The organism is Enterobacter sp. RHBSTW-00593, assembly GCF_013784105.1.
GTDB lineage: Bacteria > Pseudomonadota > Gammaproteobacteria > Enterobacterales > Enterobacteriaceae > Enterobacter > Enterobacter ludwigii.
On the sequence record NZ_CP056393.1, the window covers coordinates 1,419,907 to 1,434,923 of the forward strand.

Consider the following 15,017-nt stretch of genomic DNA (forward strand, 5'->3'; position numbering starts at 1 on the left):
TTAATCCAGACGCCGTTTGGTCTTTATCCACGTCAGCCCAATAAACATCGTTGCCGATGCCAACAAAAACAGCGTGTTGATGATCAGCACCACCGGAATATTCCCCGCCAGGAACAGGCTTTGCAGCGTACTCACGAAGTAGCGCGCCGGAATAATGTAGGTCACGGCACGGATCACGGCGGGCATGCTGTCTATCTGGAAAATAAACCCGGACAGCATAATCGACGGTAAAAAGGCGGCGTTCAGGGCCACCTGCGCGGCGTTGAACTGGTTACGGGTGATGGTGGAGATAAGCAGCCCCATCCCGAGGGTGCTCAGTAAAAACAGACTGGTGATAAAGAACAGCACCACCAGCGATCCACGGTACGGCACGCCGAGGATAAACACCGAGACCAGCATGCAGAGCAGCATCGCCAGCATGCCGAGGAAGTAGTAGGGGATAAGCTTACAGAGCAGCAGTTCAACCCGTGTGACCTCGGTAGACAGCAGCGCCTCCATGGTGCCGCGTTCCCACTCGCGGGCAATCACCAGCGAGGTCAAAATGGCGCCAATAACCGTCATGATGATGGTCACCGCACCCGGGATAATAAAATGCTGGCTAATGGCCGCAGGGTTAAACCAGTAGCGCGTCTGCACGTCGATCAGCGGTTCGAAGGTTTCCCCGCGATCTTCGGCGCGCTGCATTTGCCACAGCTGCCAGATGCCCTCCACATAGCCTTGTACAAAGTTCGCGGTGTTTGGCTCGCTGCCGTCGGTGATCACCTGCACCGGCGCACTGGCATCGGTGCGCGCCATGTTGGCGGCAAAATCCACCGGGATCACCACCAGCCCACGTATCTTCCCGGCCTGCATCATCTGGATTAACGCCTGCCGGTTGTCGCTGATGGTGGCGTCAATGTAAGGGGAGCCGGTCATGGTGTGGGTGAAATCAAGCGCCTCTTCGCTCTGCTGCTCCAGCAAAATCCCGACCCGCAGTTTGCTGGAGTCGAGGTTGATCCCGTAGCCAAAGATAAAGAGCAGCAGCAGGGGGATCACCACAGCGATCAGCCAGCTGCTGGGGTCACGCACGATCTGGCGCGTCTCTTTGATACACAACGCACGCACCCTGCGCCATGAAATGGCGTTATTGCGCATGGGCATTCTCCTTATCCCAGTCGTGGATGAGGGTAATAAACGCCTGTTCCATGGTCGGGTCCGGCACCTCGTCATCGGCGGCCTGTTCTTTCAGGTCGTCCGGCGTACCGTGGGCAATCAGCTTGCCGCGATACACCAGCCCGATGCGGTCGCAGTATTCCGCCTCATCCATAAAGTGGGTGGTTACCATGACCGTGACCCCTTTCTCCACCATGCTATTAATATGCAGCCAGAACTCGCGGCGGGTGAGGGGGTCAACGCCGGAGGTCGGCTCATCGAGAAACAGGATATCGGGCTCATGCATTAATGAGCAGGCCAGCGCCAGCCGCTGCTTGAAGCCGAGCGGCAGTTCGTCGGTGGCATGGGAAGCAATGCCCGTCAGGCCAAAGGCCTCGCTCATGCGGTGGATTTTCTCGTTCTGCGCGCGGCCCCGCAGGCCGTACACACCGGAGAAAAAGCGCAGGTTCTGCTCGACCGTCAGGTTGCCATACAGCGAGAATTTTTGCGCCATATAGCCCAGATGCTGACGCGCCTTGCCGGAGCTGACCTTCAGGTCCATGTCGAGCACCAGCGCTTTCCCCGAGGTCGGTACCAGCAGGCCGCACATCATCTTAAAAGTGGTCGATTTCCCGGCGCCGTTTGGCCCGAGCAGGCCAAAAATCTCACCGCGTTTCACCGCGAAATTGACGTTATCGGTGGCGGCAAAATCCCCAAATTTTTTGGTGAGGGATTTGGCCTCAATCACCGTTTCACCCGGCGTGCCTTCAACCGTGTGCAGGATCGCGGCGAGGGGGGATTCTGATGTCCCTGCGCCGCCGAGCAGATCGATAAACGCATCTTCAAAGCGTGGCGCGGTCTCCTCCATCTCAATTTCAGGCATTCCCGGTGCACGGCGTATATCGTCCGCGGTCGCCTCTTTCGTGAGGATCACGCGCACCGAACGGCCCTGAATCATTCCGTCGCTGACCTGAGGTAGCTTCAGCACCCGCTGCAGCAGCTGACGGTTGGAGGCCTGGGCGCTGTGCAACAGGAAGCTGCGTCCAGCCATGCTCTGCGTCAGCGTGGTCGGCTCCCCCTGATAAAGCAGCTCACCTTCGTTCATCAGCAGAACGTCACGGCACTGTTCCGCTTCATCAAGGTACGAGGTGCTCCAGAGGATCAGCATCCCATCGCCGGCTAACTCATGCACCATCTGCCACAGCTCGCGGCGCGAAATCGGGTCGACGCCCACGCCGGGTTCATCGAGCAAGAGAACCTTCGGCTCGCCCACCAGCGTACAGGCCAGCCCCAGCTTCTGTTTCATCCCGCCGGAGAGCTTGCCCGCCAGCCGGTCGGTGAAGGGGCCAAGTGAGGTAAATTCCAGCAAACGGGCAAAGGTCTTCTGACGGGTTTCGCCAGTGACGCTGCGCAGGTCAGCATACAGATTGAGGTTTTCCATCACCGTCAGGTCTTCATACAGACCAAACTTCTGCGGCATATAGCCCAGCATGGCATGGAGCGCGCCATCGTCTTTAATCGGGTCGAGTCCGAGCACGCTGGCGGTTCCTTCATCAGGCTTTAACAAACCCGCCAGCATCCGCATCAGCGTCGTTTTGCCTGCGCCGTCCGGGCCAACCAGCCCGGTCACATAGCCTTTCTGAATGGTACAGTTCAGCGGGGCGACGGCAGGTTTTTCCATCCCCGCGAAGCGTTTGACCAGATTGTTGAGCTGAATAACCGCGTCATTCATGTCGTTCCCCGTCGCTGACTTTTACGGTGACAGGCATGCCCTGACGCAGCGCGTCGTCGGCATCGGTCACGATGATGCGCAGGCGATAAACCAGGTCGGTACGCAGATCCGGCGTTTCAACCGTTTTGGGTGTGAATTCAGCCGTCGGTGACACAAAGCCAACTTTGCCACGATACGGTTTATCCGGCCGACCGTCGGTGTAGAGCAGCAGCTCGCGGCCCGGCTGCATCTGGCCGAGATTAGGCTCATCAATGTAGGCGCGCACCCATACCGGACGCGTCAGCGAAAGCGTCAGGACGGTGCTTCCCGCGCTTAACATGCTGCCCGGCTCCACGGCGCGGGTCATTAGCGTGCCGTCAGACGGGGCAATGAGCGTGGTGTCGTGCAGATCCAGTTCCGCCTGCGCCAGCTGCGCCTGCGCCTGTTCCAGGCTGGCTTTTGCCTGCGCGATGTCCTGCGGGCGATTACCGGTGTGGTACTGGCTTAATTTATCCTGGGCGGATTTCAGCGTCGCCTGGGCCTGGTCGCGGGAGGAGCGGGCGTTTTCCAGGTCGTTGGCAGAAATGGTGCGGCTTTTCCACAGCCCCTGCTGACGGGCATAGAAGTTTTGTGCGTAGTCATAGGCGGCCTGCGCCTGTTTGACCGCGGCGGCGGCCTGAGCAATCTCTTCGTCACGGTAGCCGGCCAGCATCAGGTCATATTGCGCCTGCGCCACGGAAACGCCTGCTTTCGCCTGCATCAGCGCGTTCTCGTACGGGGCCTTGTCGAGCATCCCCAGCATCTGACCGGTTTTGATGGTATCGCCTTCATCAACGGTGAGGGAGGCCAGGCGCCCCCCGACGCGGAAACTCATATTCACGGTGCGAATATCGACGTTACCGTACAGCGTCAGGCCTCTGTCCTGGTGACTTTGATACCACAGCCAGCCGCCGATACCTGCGGCAAGCAGAACAACGACCACCAGAAAGATGGCGACAGGTTTTTTCATGACTTCAGGCTCCTTTGCGTTAAGCCTTGCAGGATCAGATCGAGATGACAGGTGATGACCTGGCTAATCTGCGCGGCTTTATCCTCATCAAATTGTGTCCAGCCGGTGCGTAACAGGATCGTTTCGCGCCCAAGACGGAAGGCGAGAATTTCACCCAGCAGGGCGTGGGTATGCAAAATAGTCTCGGTATCGTCGGCGTCTCGTCCGGTATAGGCCGCGATCAGCCGGGTCAGGTGCGTATGCATCGGAGCAATCACCTGATCGTGCACTCGCTGGTAAGCCGCCGTAGGGGAGAGCTGCTCGCGGGAGATGAACTTACTCAGGCTCAGCGTCTCGTCGTGGGTCAGCAGGCGAATCATATTGTCGCAGGCGCTGATAATCAGCTGCCTGATGGCGGCGCGATCCGGCGACGGCTGGCTCAATAGCCCGCTGGCCTCTTCAACGTGTGGCCGAAAATGGTTACCGATAAAGTCGGCGATCCACTGGGCACAGGCGAGGTACAAATCCTCTTTTGAGCCAAAATAGTAGGTAATGGCCGCAATGTTTTGCCCGGCCTGCGCCGCGATGTCCCGCGTGGTGGCATGCAGACCATATTCGCCAAACTGCGCCAGCGCGGCGGCAATAAGCTGGTTTTTGGCCTGTTCACCTTTCGATGTCGTTGGGGTCGTATTCATGGCGGTTTTAAAAATTAATCAATCGATTGATTAACATTATGCCCGGTTGCCCTTTTTGTCCAGTGACCACACGGCGGGAAATCTTTCGTCAACGCAGCGCCGCGGGATATTTTATGCGCCACGTCACAAAACCTGCTACACTCCGCTGCTTCACGACATTGTGGTTTTTGTCCTTCCCTATTCGTTATATCTCCCTGAAAACTACACCTGTGATGGTCGGGGCGGTTCGGAGTTTTTATGTCTTTTGATTCCCTTGGCCTGAACCCTGAAATTTTGCGCGCTATCGCAGAGCAGGGCTACGTCGAGCCAACCCCAATCCAGCAGCAGGCTATTCCGGCCGTTCTGCAGGGCCGCGACCTGATGGCCAGCGCCCAGACCGGTACCGGTAAGACCGCGGGTTTTACCCTGCCGCTGTTAGAGCTGCTGGTAAAAAATCAGCCGCACGCCAAAGGACGTCGTCCGGTGCGTGCCCTGATCCTCACCCCAACGCGTGAGCTGGCGGCCCAGATTGGTGAGAACGTGCGTGAGTACAGCCGCTATCTCAACATTCGCTCGCTGGTGGTTTTCGGTGGAGTAAGCATTAACCCGCAGATGATGAAGCTGCGTGGTGGCGTGGACGTGCTGGTGGCAACGCCGGGTCGTCTGTTGGATCTTGAGCACCAGAATGCCCTGAAGCTTGATAGCATCGAAATCCTGGTGCTGGACGAAGCTGACCGCATGCTGGATATGGGCTTTATCCACGACATTCGTCGCGTGCTGGCTAAGCTGCCACCGCGTCGTCAGAACCTGCTGTTCTCTGCCACCTTCTCTGATGAGATCAAGGCGCTGGCGGAAAAACTGCTGCATAACCCGCTGGAAGTGGAAGTGGCGCGCCGCAACACCGCCTCTGAGCAAATTACCCAGCACGTACACTTCGTTGATAAAAAGCGTAAGCGGGAACTGCTCTCCCATATGATTGGTCAGGGCAACTGGCAGCAGGTGCTGGTCTTTACCCGTACCAAGCACGGCGCTAACCATCTGGCGGAACAGCTGAATAAAGACGGTATCCGCAGCGCGGCGATCCACGGCAACAAAAGCCAGGGGGCACGTACCCGCGCGCTGGCTGAATTTAAATCCGGTGACATTCGCGTCCTGGTTGCCACCGACATTGCTGCCCGTGGCCTGGATATTGAAGAGCTGCCGCACGTCGTCAACTACGAGCTGCCAAACGTACCGGAAGACTATGTTCACCGTATCGGTCGTACCGGTCGTGCGGCGGCAACCGGTGAAGCGCTTTCGCTGGTGTGTGTGGATGAACACAAACTGCTGCGTGATATCGAACGTCTGCTGAGAAAAGAGATCCCGCGTATCGAAACCCCAGGCTATGACGTGGACCCGTCCATCAAGGCGGAGCCTATTCAGAATGGCCGTCAGGGCGGCGGCGGTGGTCGTGGTCAGGGTGGCGGGGGGCGCAGTCAGCAGCCGCGTCGTTCTGAAGGCGGTGCACCGAAAGCCGCGGGCAAACCTCCGCGTCGTAATACAGAGGCTAAGCCAGGCGGTGAAAGCCCATGGCGTAGCGGCGAGGGGAAACCGGCAGGGGAAGGGCAGCGCCGACGCCGCCCGCGTAAACCTGCTAACCCGCAGTAGTCTGGAAGCCCGGTCGTAAAGCCGGGCTTTTCTTTTGCGGCAGCGGAAAGAAAGTGCCACAATAGTGGCTGTTTATACAGTATTTCAGGTCCTCCGATGGCTTTAACCGCGGCGCTCAAAGCGCAAATTGGCGCCTGGTATAAGGCGCTACAACAGCAGATCCCCGATTTTATCCCCCGAGCGCCTCAGCGGCAGATGATTGCTGATGTGGCAAAAACGCTCTCCGGGGACGACGGACGACATCTGGCGATTGAAGCCCCGACGGGTGTCGGGAAAACCCTTTCGTATTTAATCCCGGGCATTGCCATAGCGCGGGAAGAGCAAAAAACGCTGGTGGTCAGCACCGCTAACGTGGCCCTGCAGGATCAAATCTTCAGCAAAGACCTGCCGTTGCTGCGCAAAATTATCCCTGAACTGCGATTTACAGCCGCCTTTGGCCGCGGGCGTTATGTGTGTCCGCGCAATCTCGCGGCTCTCGCCAGCAGTGAGCCCTCTCAGCAGGATCTGCTGGCCTTCCTGGATGATGAACTGACGCCGAACAACAAAGCGGAACAGGAGCAGTGCGCGAAGCTAAAAACCGAGCTCGACAGCTACAAGTGGGACGGCCTTCGCGATCACACCAGCCATGCCATCAGCGATGATTTGTGGCGCAGGCTCAGCACCGATAAAGCCAGTTGCCTTAACCGCAACTGCCACTACTACCGCGAGTGCCCGTTCTTTGTCGCACGGCGGGAGATTCAGGAAGCGGAGGTGGTTGTCGCTAACCACGCGCTGGTCATGGCCGCGCTGGAGAGTGAGGCCGTCCTGCCGGAGCCCAAAAACCTGCTGCTGGTGCTCGATGAAGGCCACCATTTGCCCGATGTGGCGCGGGATGCGCTGGAAATGAGCGCCGAAATCACCGCGCCATGGTTCCGCCTGCAGCTGGATCTGTTCTGCAAGCTGGTGGCGACCTGCATGGAGCAGTTCCGCCCGAAAACCACGCCGCCGCTGGCGGTGCCCGAGCGGCTGAGCGAACATTGCGAAGCGGTCTACAGCCTTATTGCTTCCCTGAATAACATACTCAATCTTTATCTCCCGGCGACCCAGGAAGCAGAGCACCGCTTTGCGATGGGAGAGCTGCCCGACGAGGTGATGGAGATCTGCCAGCAACTGGCGAAGCACCTTGAAAAGCTGCGCGGGCTGGCGGAGATGTTCTTAAACGATCTCAGTGAGAAAACCGGTACCCACGACGTGGTACGTTTGCACCGCATTCTGCTGCAGATGAACCGTGCGTTGGGCATGTTCGAAGCCCAGAGCAAGCTCTGGCGTCTGGCCTCGATGGCGCAGGCGTCCGGTGCGCCGGTCACCAAATGGGCAACCCGTGACGTGAAAGACGGACAGGCGCACCTGTTTTTCCACTGCGTGGGGATTCGTGTTGCCGATCAGCTGGAAAAGCTTATCTGGCGCAGCGTGCCGCACGTTGTAGTGACTTCCGCGACGTTGCGTTCCCTGAACAGTTTCTCCCGTTTACAGGAAATGAGCGGGCTGAAAGAGAAAGCCGGCGACCGTTTTGTGGCGCTGGATTCGCCGTTTAACCACTGTGAACAGGGCAAGCTGGTCATTCCGCGCATGAAGTATGAGCCGCTTATCGACAACGAAGAACAGCACATTGCCGAAATGGCAGCGTATTTCCGCGAGCAGCTGGAGAGTGAAAAATATCCCGGCATGCTGGTCCTGTTTGCCAGTGGAAGGGCGATGCAGCGTTTTCTGGAGCACGTTACCGACCTGCGATTACTGTTGCTGGTGCAGGGCGATCAGCCTCGCTACCGGCTGGTAGAGCTGCACCGCAAACGCATTGATAACGGGGAACGTAGCGTGCTGATCGGGCTGCAGTCATTCGCGGAGGGGCTGGATCTGAAGGGGGATTACCTGACGCAGGTGCATATCCATAAAATCGCCTTCCCGCCCATCGACAGCCCGGTCGTCATCACCGAAGGTGAATGGCTCAAAAGCCTCAATCGCTATCCGTTCGAGGTCCAAAGCTTACCCGCGGCGTCGTTTAATCTGATTCAGCAGGTGGGGCGTCTGATCCGTAGCCACAGCTGCTGGGGAGAGGTGGTGATTTATGACAAACGTCTGCTCACCAAAAATTACGGCCAGCGGTTACTCAACGCTCTGCCTGTTTTCCCGATTGAACAGCCAGACGTGCCCGACGTTAAAAAACGTCCGGCAAAACCTGCCGCCGGACGGCGTAAAAGCATCCGTACGAAGGGGCGCGGTTCTACTGGTAAGTAAAGGTCACCTGGACCACACTGTTAAACGTTCCGGCGGTGACGGGCAATGCGCTGGCATAATAGCGGGCAGCCAGAGGAAACGATGCCGTGTGGTCCGCTGAGTTAACCGGAACGTTAAAGGCTGCCTGCGGGGCAATGAGTATATTGTCCTGGCGGTCTGCCAGTTCCAGAGCCAACCCTTTCGCACTGCCGATATTGGCGAATTTTGTCGGGTGCGTACTGTCGGCCTGACCATAGAAAAAGGCGGTCGCCAGCGCAAGTGTGGGAGGGCAATGCGAGACCGAGAGCGTAAAGTCTTTCCACGCGCCGGTATCGCCCACATTTTTAAAATCCCCTGATACCGCCTGGCCTAAATCCACCGTCAGGTTGCGGCTGGCGCTGTCAATAATGCAGGTGTTGGCGTAAATATTGCCTGTCATCTGGATCTGAATATCGTCCGCCTGTGCCCGGGCAATCAAGCCGAGAATCAGGATCGCAAGTGTCTTTTTCATGTTGGTCACTTATAAGCCAGAGTGATCGTCGCCACGGTATTGGCCGGCCCCGGTGTCACCACGTTGCTGACCTGTTCGTAACGAACCTCGAACGGTATTCGCAGGGTTTCGTTGGCGATGGCCTGGCTTCGGGTGCTGACATAGGTGTCAAAGGTGGCGAGATGGTCATCAAAGAGCATTCTCACGCCCACGCCGGTTGCCATGCCGTTCTGCTGAGTCAATTTGATCACCCCTTCGAATGCCGTTTCGTAGCCGTTTGCGCTGGTCACCTTTAGCTCAGGCTGGACAGTGCTGTCGCAATTAATCGTGACGTCAAAGTTTTGTGCAGGGCTGGATAGCAACCCGATACTGATAAAATCACTGACGGGAAAATCGCCCAGGTTCACGGTGAGGTTTTTAGGCAGGACAGAGCAGGTAACCGTTTCGAGATTCACATTGCCCGCATAGGAAATCGTATTAGGATCGCTGATGCCTTCATGCTGATAAACCCCGACACCAAATTTAGACTCCGCCTGAGAAAGCGAACCTGATTTGACCGTATTGCTCGTTTTCACCAGTTCCAGCGTGACATTAAAGTTAAAGGACTCAGAAATGTCGTTGGAGACATAGCCCAGCGGCGTGCCGCTTGAATTACAGTAAATTCCCCCGGCACCGGTAATTCGCTGGCCTTTGTCATTCATCAGCGCTACGCCAATTCCTTCCAGCCCTGATTCATACACCCCAGAAAGACCGGGGATCTCCAGACCTGCGCCGTAATAGCACGCAACAATCGGAAGCCCGAAGTCAGAAGGGTTATAGCAGTTGCCCGCTACGTGAACGGTCTGCTCGGTGCCCGGAATGGTGGCACCTACCGGCAACGTGCTCGAGACGGATACGGAGGCCACATTAATCTGTTTTGGCAGATCGGAGGAGGTACAGAGCGCGTTAGCATGTGGCATAAATAACGCGGCGGTTCCCAGAACCAGGAAGAAAAAGCACTGTTTAATCATTTGCATAATGGTTTGCCTGAACGGTGAATCAGTGGCACTGCGCAGCAGCGTTAAGGATGTTGGTTTTCTCTGTCTCATCCGTAAGGGCGTAATCGGCCTCGCAATGCTCGCTCGCATCCTGTCCCCAGGTGACGGCGAGATGCCCTTGCTTTGGCAGGCCGGAGAGATAGGTCTGGCCGTCATTGCCGACAATAAATTCGCTGTCCTTATCCTCCGTTGTTACCGTCGCACCGAAGGGCAGCGGTTTACCGTTGTGCGTCAGCGTCATCAGCACGCGGCTGCCCACGCGGGTATTAAAGCTGGCGCGCACCACGGCCCCGCGTGTCGGGGTAACAACGTACGCTGCGTGCGTCACGTCGGCCTCGTCGGGCAGGGTTTCGGTATCCAGCGCAATGGTATTGTGGCGATAAGGGGTAACAAACGGCACGACGGTATAGCCGCGGAAGTCGGTCTCAACGCCCGTCTGATTGGCGATATGCGTACCGTGTGTTCCCGGTGCTTTCACCAGCGCAATGGTCTCTCCGAGCGGCTGGCTCAGGGTTATCCCGTTGGCGTGCACGATCGCGCCACCCTGCAGCCCGACGTTTACGGTTTGCTGATATTTATCCTGGCTTACCCCGCCGCTCACTTCGCCATAGGTCGCTTTATAATCGGCGTTCATGCTGGTGGAGTTTCCGCTACCGGTGCTGCTCAGCCCCTCCTGAATATTCCAGTTGAGGTTGTCTCCCTTCAGCGCGGTACCGTTAAGGCCGATGTTCTGCGTCGTACCGTCTTTGGTGTTGTTGAGGTTGTAGGTGGCCCAGGTGTTATGCATCCAGCGATCCAGTGGAACGGAGACGTTTAGCGAGAACTGGTTGTCGTTCATCACATCGTCACCGTTCGCATCGCTGTCCTGGGTGTTTTTGTTCATGCTGTAGCTCAGGCTGTAGCTGACGCCGTGCCAGCTGTTGTTGTAGCTGACGCTCATGGAGGTCATATCCTGGCTCTGGCTCCAGTAGGTCTCTTTGACCAGGCTCAGGGTGACAGAGCCCCAGCCCGCGGGCAGCGTCTGGTCGACGGTGGCTTCCGTTCGGGCACGTCGCTGCTGCGGCGCAGACCCGTTGTCTGAACGGGTGTAAGACTCCATCGTGTCTTCCAGGGTGTAAAACCCTTTGCTGTTGTAGCGATAGCCCGCCAGGGAGAAGTGAGTGCCCGAGGCGACAAAATCTTTGCTGTAGCGAACGCGCCAGGAGCGGCCTTTGCTGGCCTGCTGCTTTTTCAGCAGCGCTTTGGCGCGGGTGACATCAAGGGAGAAGGCACCCAAATCGCCCAGGTTTTTCCCGACGCCCAGCGCCCGGGACTGATAATGGCGACTCTGCTGCGCACCACCGTAGGCGGTGAAACCCAATGGCATGCCGTAGATGGCGCTGCCCTCGGCAAACGGGGTTTGCTCTACGTCCTTATCGTAAGACCGGTAACGCCCGGCGGTCACGCTGTAGCGGAGATTCTTTTCACGCTGCAGTACCGGGACCGAGGCGTAGGGCACGACAAAGTGACTTTCGCTGCCGTCGGTCTCTTTCACGGTGACCTGCAGATCGCCGCTGCTGCCGGTGGGATAGAGATCGTTAATTTCAAACGCACCGGGTGCAACCGTGTTCTGATAAATGACGTAACCGTTCTGACGAACCATCACCAGCGCATTGCTGTGGGCAGTGCCGCGAATAATCGGCGCATAGCCTTTTTCACTGTCCGGGAGCATGTCGTTATCGGATTTCAGTTCAACCCCGGTATAGGGCACGCTGTCGAAAACGTCCGACGGCGAGGTGCTTTGCCCGACGGTCATATCGCTTTTCATCGCCACGATATCGCGTTGAGCATAGGTGTAGACGGAGGAGAACCTGTGCTCTTCCTCGTTGCCCGTTGTACTGCGATTCCACGTGGAATAATTGCGTATGCGCCAGGCCCCCACATTGAGGCCCGGGCGCAGGTTAACGTACTGGCTGCTGTTATCCTGCTCTCCCTGCACACGGGCATGGCTCTGGCTGGCGGTGGCGCTGTAGTTCAGCAGACCTGCGGTGATCCCTTCGTCGAACGTTTTCGGGTCGATATACCCGCGCGGGACCTGGCCCAGCGCCGTTTGTGGAATACTGAGCAACAGTTGCTGATGACGAACCTGAAACGTTGCAGATGCCGCGGGAATAGCGTTTATATCGGCGCACTGGCCTTTAGCCATCAGCGGGGGATACTGCCGGGTTTTGATCCCAAGGTTTTTTAGCTCATCCAGGCTAAAGCAGGGTTGAAGAGAATGATTGCCCTGAGCGTCTTTTATTAATTTGAACGTGACATCACGGGTATCAATTTTATTATTGTTGATGAAAATATTGACCTGATATTTCCCGGGGGCTTGTCCCGGTCCTTTTTCATAAACAGACAGGTCGGTTTTCCCCTGTTGAGGATTATCAATATCCAGTAATGCCGGGTTGAAATAATCATCAGCCATAACCTGCTGCGCAAAGATCGCCAGTGCCAGGCCACATAAAATGACCAGCATTGAAGAAAGGCGATGGATGAACGGCTTTTTATGGCTGTACATGATGATATTAATAGCCTGAGTGGGTGTTAATGAACGGATGCCGACCAGGTCTGACTGATGCTGCCGTAATCAGTAATAATGGAGTAAGTGACGGTCGACCCGCTGGCATTATCGGGTAAGGCAAAGTGCGTTTCCGTTTTGGGGACTGCCCAGGTGGCTTTATCCACTTTATGGCCGTTAAGCATCACCGTCTGGAAATTCATATAGAAAGGTGTCGGGTTATTCACAACCAGGTCGTGACCTTCACGATGCCACTGAAGCTTGTCCGCCACAGCGTCGGGTTTGCCTGTTATTGCTGACGGGCGATATAACAATTTAATGCGTGTATTAATGGCAATCTGCAGGGTATTTACCCCTTCGACGTGCTTTGACGAGGGAATAGCTTTGATATTAAGCCAGTAGAGAGATTCACGATCCTCGGGCAAATTCCCGCCGGTGCGCACGACACGCAGGACGTTATCCTCTTTCGCATCGAGACGAAACAGCGGTGGGGTGATCAGGAAGGGGGCTTTAGCCGGGTTTTTACCGCCAGAATCAACCCAGGACTGTACCAGATAATCCGTGGCATCTGGGTTTGAAAGACCCAGAGACGACTCCTTTTTGTCGCCCTGATAGACCAGGCGTGTGCCATTAATGACGACACCGGCATGGGAAGTGGCGGCTACCAGTAAAAGAGCACTCAGTAAATAACCGTGGCGCATAAAGGTATCTCAATAAAAGAAGAGATATTAACTCTCAGAACAGAGCTAATATCTCAGGATGGATAATATCAGTTATAAATAACGGTGAAGGTCGACACGGCGTTTGCCAGGCCTGCGGTGATTGCAGCCTGGGTCTGAATATAACGGGCTCCAAATTCCAGGTTATTGACCGCCGTACCGGAGGCTAACGGATATTGCTGAGAGGGCGTATACAGACTCACCGGTTGCTCAGATGCGTCCACCAGTTGAATAGCGACACCTGTTGCAGCATCTACATCCGGCGTTAATGCCAGCGTAGTGTTGTTATCCGGATCCGGCGTGCCACCGAAGTTAATGGCGGCGGAAGTCACGGTCTCCGGGCAATTCTTTAATTGAATATCAAACTTGGTTAATGTGCTGGTAGATCCAGCCCCGGTAAATACCGTTTTAGACACTTTGCCTAACTGAACATTTAATGGATTACTTAACCCGTTCACTACCTGACAAGCAGAATCAATAATTTCACCGGTGAAGTTAATCTGACCTTCACCGTTTGTTGCCGCAAATGCGGATGCAGAACATCCTGCCGTTGCGGCGATAAATAAACCTATAGCAACCTTGTTCATAACAAATCCTGGTATGTTTCTGGTGAGAACGTTGCCTGGACGTTTTCACCGTTGACCTTAAATGATTTTCCGTTGGTTATTTAATCAGAAACGGGTGGGGTAAGAATCTTCAACGGCAATCACAAATAATTGAAATAGTGCTTGAGTTTCTTTTTTCGTCATAAAAACAGAAGGATGATCCGGTTCAAAAACACTAACGGCCAGACGTTCTTCAGGGCTATATTGTTAACAAGATGAAGCTGTCAGGAGAGATGTCGTGGATTATCGCAAAATTATCAAAGAGGTAGGACGAGGGAAAAATCATGCCCGCGATCTGGACCATGAAACCGCTCGTGCGCTCTATACGCATATGCTCAACGGTGACGTACCCGACCTTGAAATGGGCGGTATCCTGATAGCGCTGCGTATCAAAGGAGAAGGCGAAGCGGAGATGCGCGGCTTCTACGAAGCAATGCAGGCGCAGACCCTGCGCTTAAATGCGCCAGTGGCAAAACCGATGCCGATTGTGATCCCGAGCTATAACGGGGCACGCAAGCAGGCCAACCTGACGCCGCTGCTCGCTATTTTATTGCACAAGCTGGGCTTCCCGGTGGTGGTGCATGGCGTAAGCGAAGATCCAACCCGCGTGCTGACCGAAACGATTTTCGGCATGCTGGGTATCGAACCCACACGGCATGCCGGCCAGGCACAGGCGAAGCTTGATGGCCATCAGCCGGTTTATATCCCTGTCGGAGCCCTTTGCCCCCCGCTGGAGAAGCAGCTGGATATGCGCTGGCGCATGGGCGTGCGTAACAGCGCGCATACGCTGGCGAAACTGGCTACGCCGTTTGGCGAAGACGCGGCTCTGCGTCTTTCCAGCGTCTCTCACCCGGAGTACGTGACGCGCGTGGGGAAATTCTTTGAAGACATAGGCGGCAGGGCCTTGTTGATGCACGGCACGGAAGGCGAGGTTTATGCTAACCCGCAGCGCTGCCCACAGATGATGCTGATTGATTCCGCTGGCACGCGCGCCATTCTCGAGCGAGGGGAAGAGCGTTCCGACGCGATCCTGCCTGACGCAAAAGATCCGCATACCACCGCCCACTGGATTGAGCAGTGCCTGGCCGGAAAGGTTCCGGTACCGCACGCGATCAAGCTGCAGATGGCCTGTTGCCTGCTGGCGACCGGTGAAGTTGAATCCGTAGAGGCAGGGATGGAACGCGTCGGGAAGACGTTTTAAGCCCCAAAAAAAAAGC

General features: G+C 56.3%; 12 protein-coding genes. 3 read left to right on the forward strand and 9 right to left on the reverse strand.

Going from position 1 to position 15,017, the window contains the following annotated elements:
• From HV242_RS06700 to cecR, 4 genes are read right to left on the reverse strand one after another with little or no spacing between them, the layout of a single operon-like run.
• Positions 1-1,134 carry an ABC transporter permease gene (locus HV242_RS06700; RefSeq protein ID WP_020884927.1) on the reverse strand — a complete coding sequence of 378 codons (1,134 nt, stop codon included), beginning with the start codon at positions 1,132-1,134 and terminating at the stop codon, positions 1-3.
• On the reverse strand, positions 1,124-2,863 hold the full coding sequence (locus tag HV242_RS06705) for an ATP-binding cassette domain-containing protein (protein ID WP_040016977.1): 1,740 nt from the start codon (positions 2,861-2,863) through the stop codon (positions 1,124-1,126). Before HV242_RS06705 ends, HV242_RS06700 begins: the two co-directional genes overlap by 11 nt.
• Positions 2,856-3,851, reverse strand: a complete 996-nt coding sequence (gene hlyD, locus HV242_RS06710; protein WP_050737363.1) for a secretion protein HlyD — start codon at positions 3,849-3,851, stop codon at positions 2,856-2,858. The genes HV242_RS06705 and hlyD overlap by 8 nt, the downstream gene beginning before the upstream one ends.
• Positions 3,848-4,525, reverse strand: a complete 678-nt coding sequence (gene cecR / locus HV242_RS06715) for a transcriptional regulator CecR (RefSeq protein ID WP_014169235.1) — start codon at positions 4,523-4,525, stop codon at positions 3,848-3,850. Before cecR ends, hlyD begins: the two co-directional genes overlap by 4 nt.
• A 237-nt stretch (positions 4,526-4,762) precedes the next feature.
• Between cecR and rhlE the strand changes: the two genes are divergently transcribed.
• Together rhlE and dinG are read left to right on the forward strand one after the other, a co-directional pair.
• Positions 4,763-6,151, forward strand: coding sequence for an ATP-dependent RNA helicase RhlE (rhlE, locus tag HV242_RS06720; RefSeq protein WP_020884924.1), 1,389 nt, complete (start codon positions 4,763-4,765; stop codon positions 6,149-6,151).
• Positions 6,152-6,247: 96 nt separating this feature from the next.
• Positions 6,248-8,425 (forward strand): ATP-dependent DNA helicase DinG, encoded by a 2,178-nt coding sequence (gene dinG / locus HV242_RS06725; RefSeq protein WP_050737362.1) that lies wholly within the window; start codon positions 6,248-6,250, stop codon positions 8,423-8,425.
• Here dinG and HV242_RS06730 read toward each other — a convergent pair.
• From HV242_RS06730 to HV242_RS06750, 5 genes are all read right to left on the reverse strand, one after another.
• Positions 8,412-8,915 (reverse strand): fimbrial protein, encoded by a 504-nt coding sequence (locus HV242_RS06730; protein ID WP_050737476.1) that lies wholly within the window; start codon positions 8,913-8,915, stop codon positions 8,412-8,414. The two genes, dinG and HV242_RS06730, sit on opposite strands and share 14 nt — an antisense overlap.
• A 5-nt stretch (positions 8,916-8,920) precedes the next feature.
• The gene (locus HV242_RS06735; protein WP_020884921.1) at positions 8,921-9,910 is read right to left on the reverse strand and encodes a fimbrial protein; all 990 of its coding nucleotides are present in this window, start codon (positions 9,908-9,910) and stop codon (positions 8,921-8,923) included.
• Between the two features lie 22 nt (positions 9,911-9,932).
• Positions 9,933-12,476: a fimbria/pilus outer membrane usher protein gene (locus HV242_RS06740; RefSeq protein WP_154816601.1), complete on the reverse strand. Its 2,544-nt coding sequence runs from the start codon at positions 12,474-12,476 to the stop codon at positions 9,933-9,935.
• Positions 12,477-12,502: 26 nt separating this feature from the next.
• Entirely contained in the window at positions 12,503-13,177 is a 675-nt protein-coding gene (locus tag HV242_RS06745; protein WP_050737361.1) for a fimbrial biogenesis chaperone, read from the reverse strand.
• A gap of 68 nt (positions 13,178-13,245) precedes the next feature.
• Positions 13,246-13,782 carry a fimbrial protein gene (locus HV242_RS06750; RefSeq protein ID WP_014169244.1) on the reverse strand — a complete coding sequence of 179 codons (537 nt, stop codon included), beginning with the start codon at positions 13,780-13,782 and terminating at the stop codon, positions 13,246-13,248.
• Between the two features lie 256 nt (positions 13,783-14,038).
• Here HV242_RS06750 and ybiB point away from each other — a divergent pair, with 256 nt between their 5' ends.
• Complete coding sequence (gene ybiB, locus HV242_RS06755; protein ID WP_032677728.1) at positions 14,039-15,001, forward strand: DNA-binding protein YbiB; 963 nt, start codon at positions 14,039-14,041, stop codon at positions 14,999-15,001.
• The last annotated feature ends 16 nt before the right edge of the window (positions 15,002-15,017 follow it).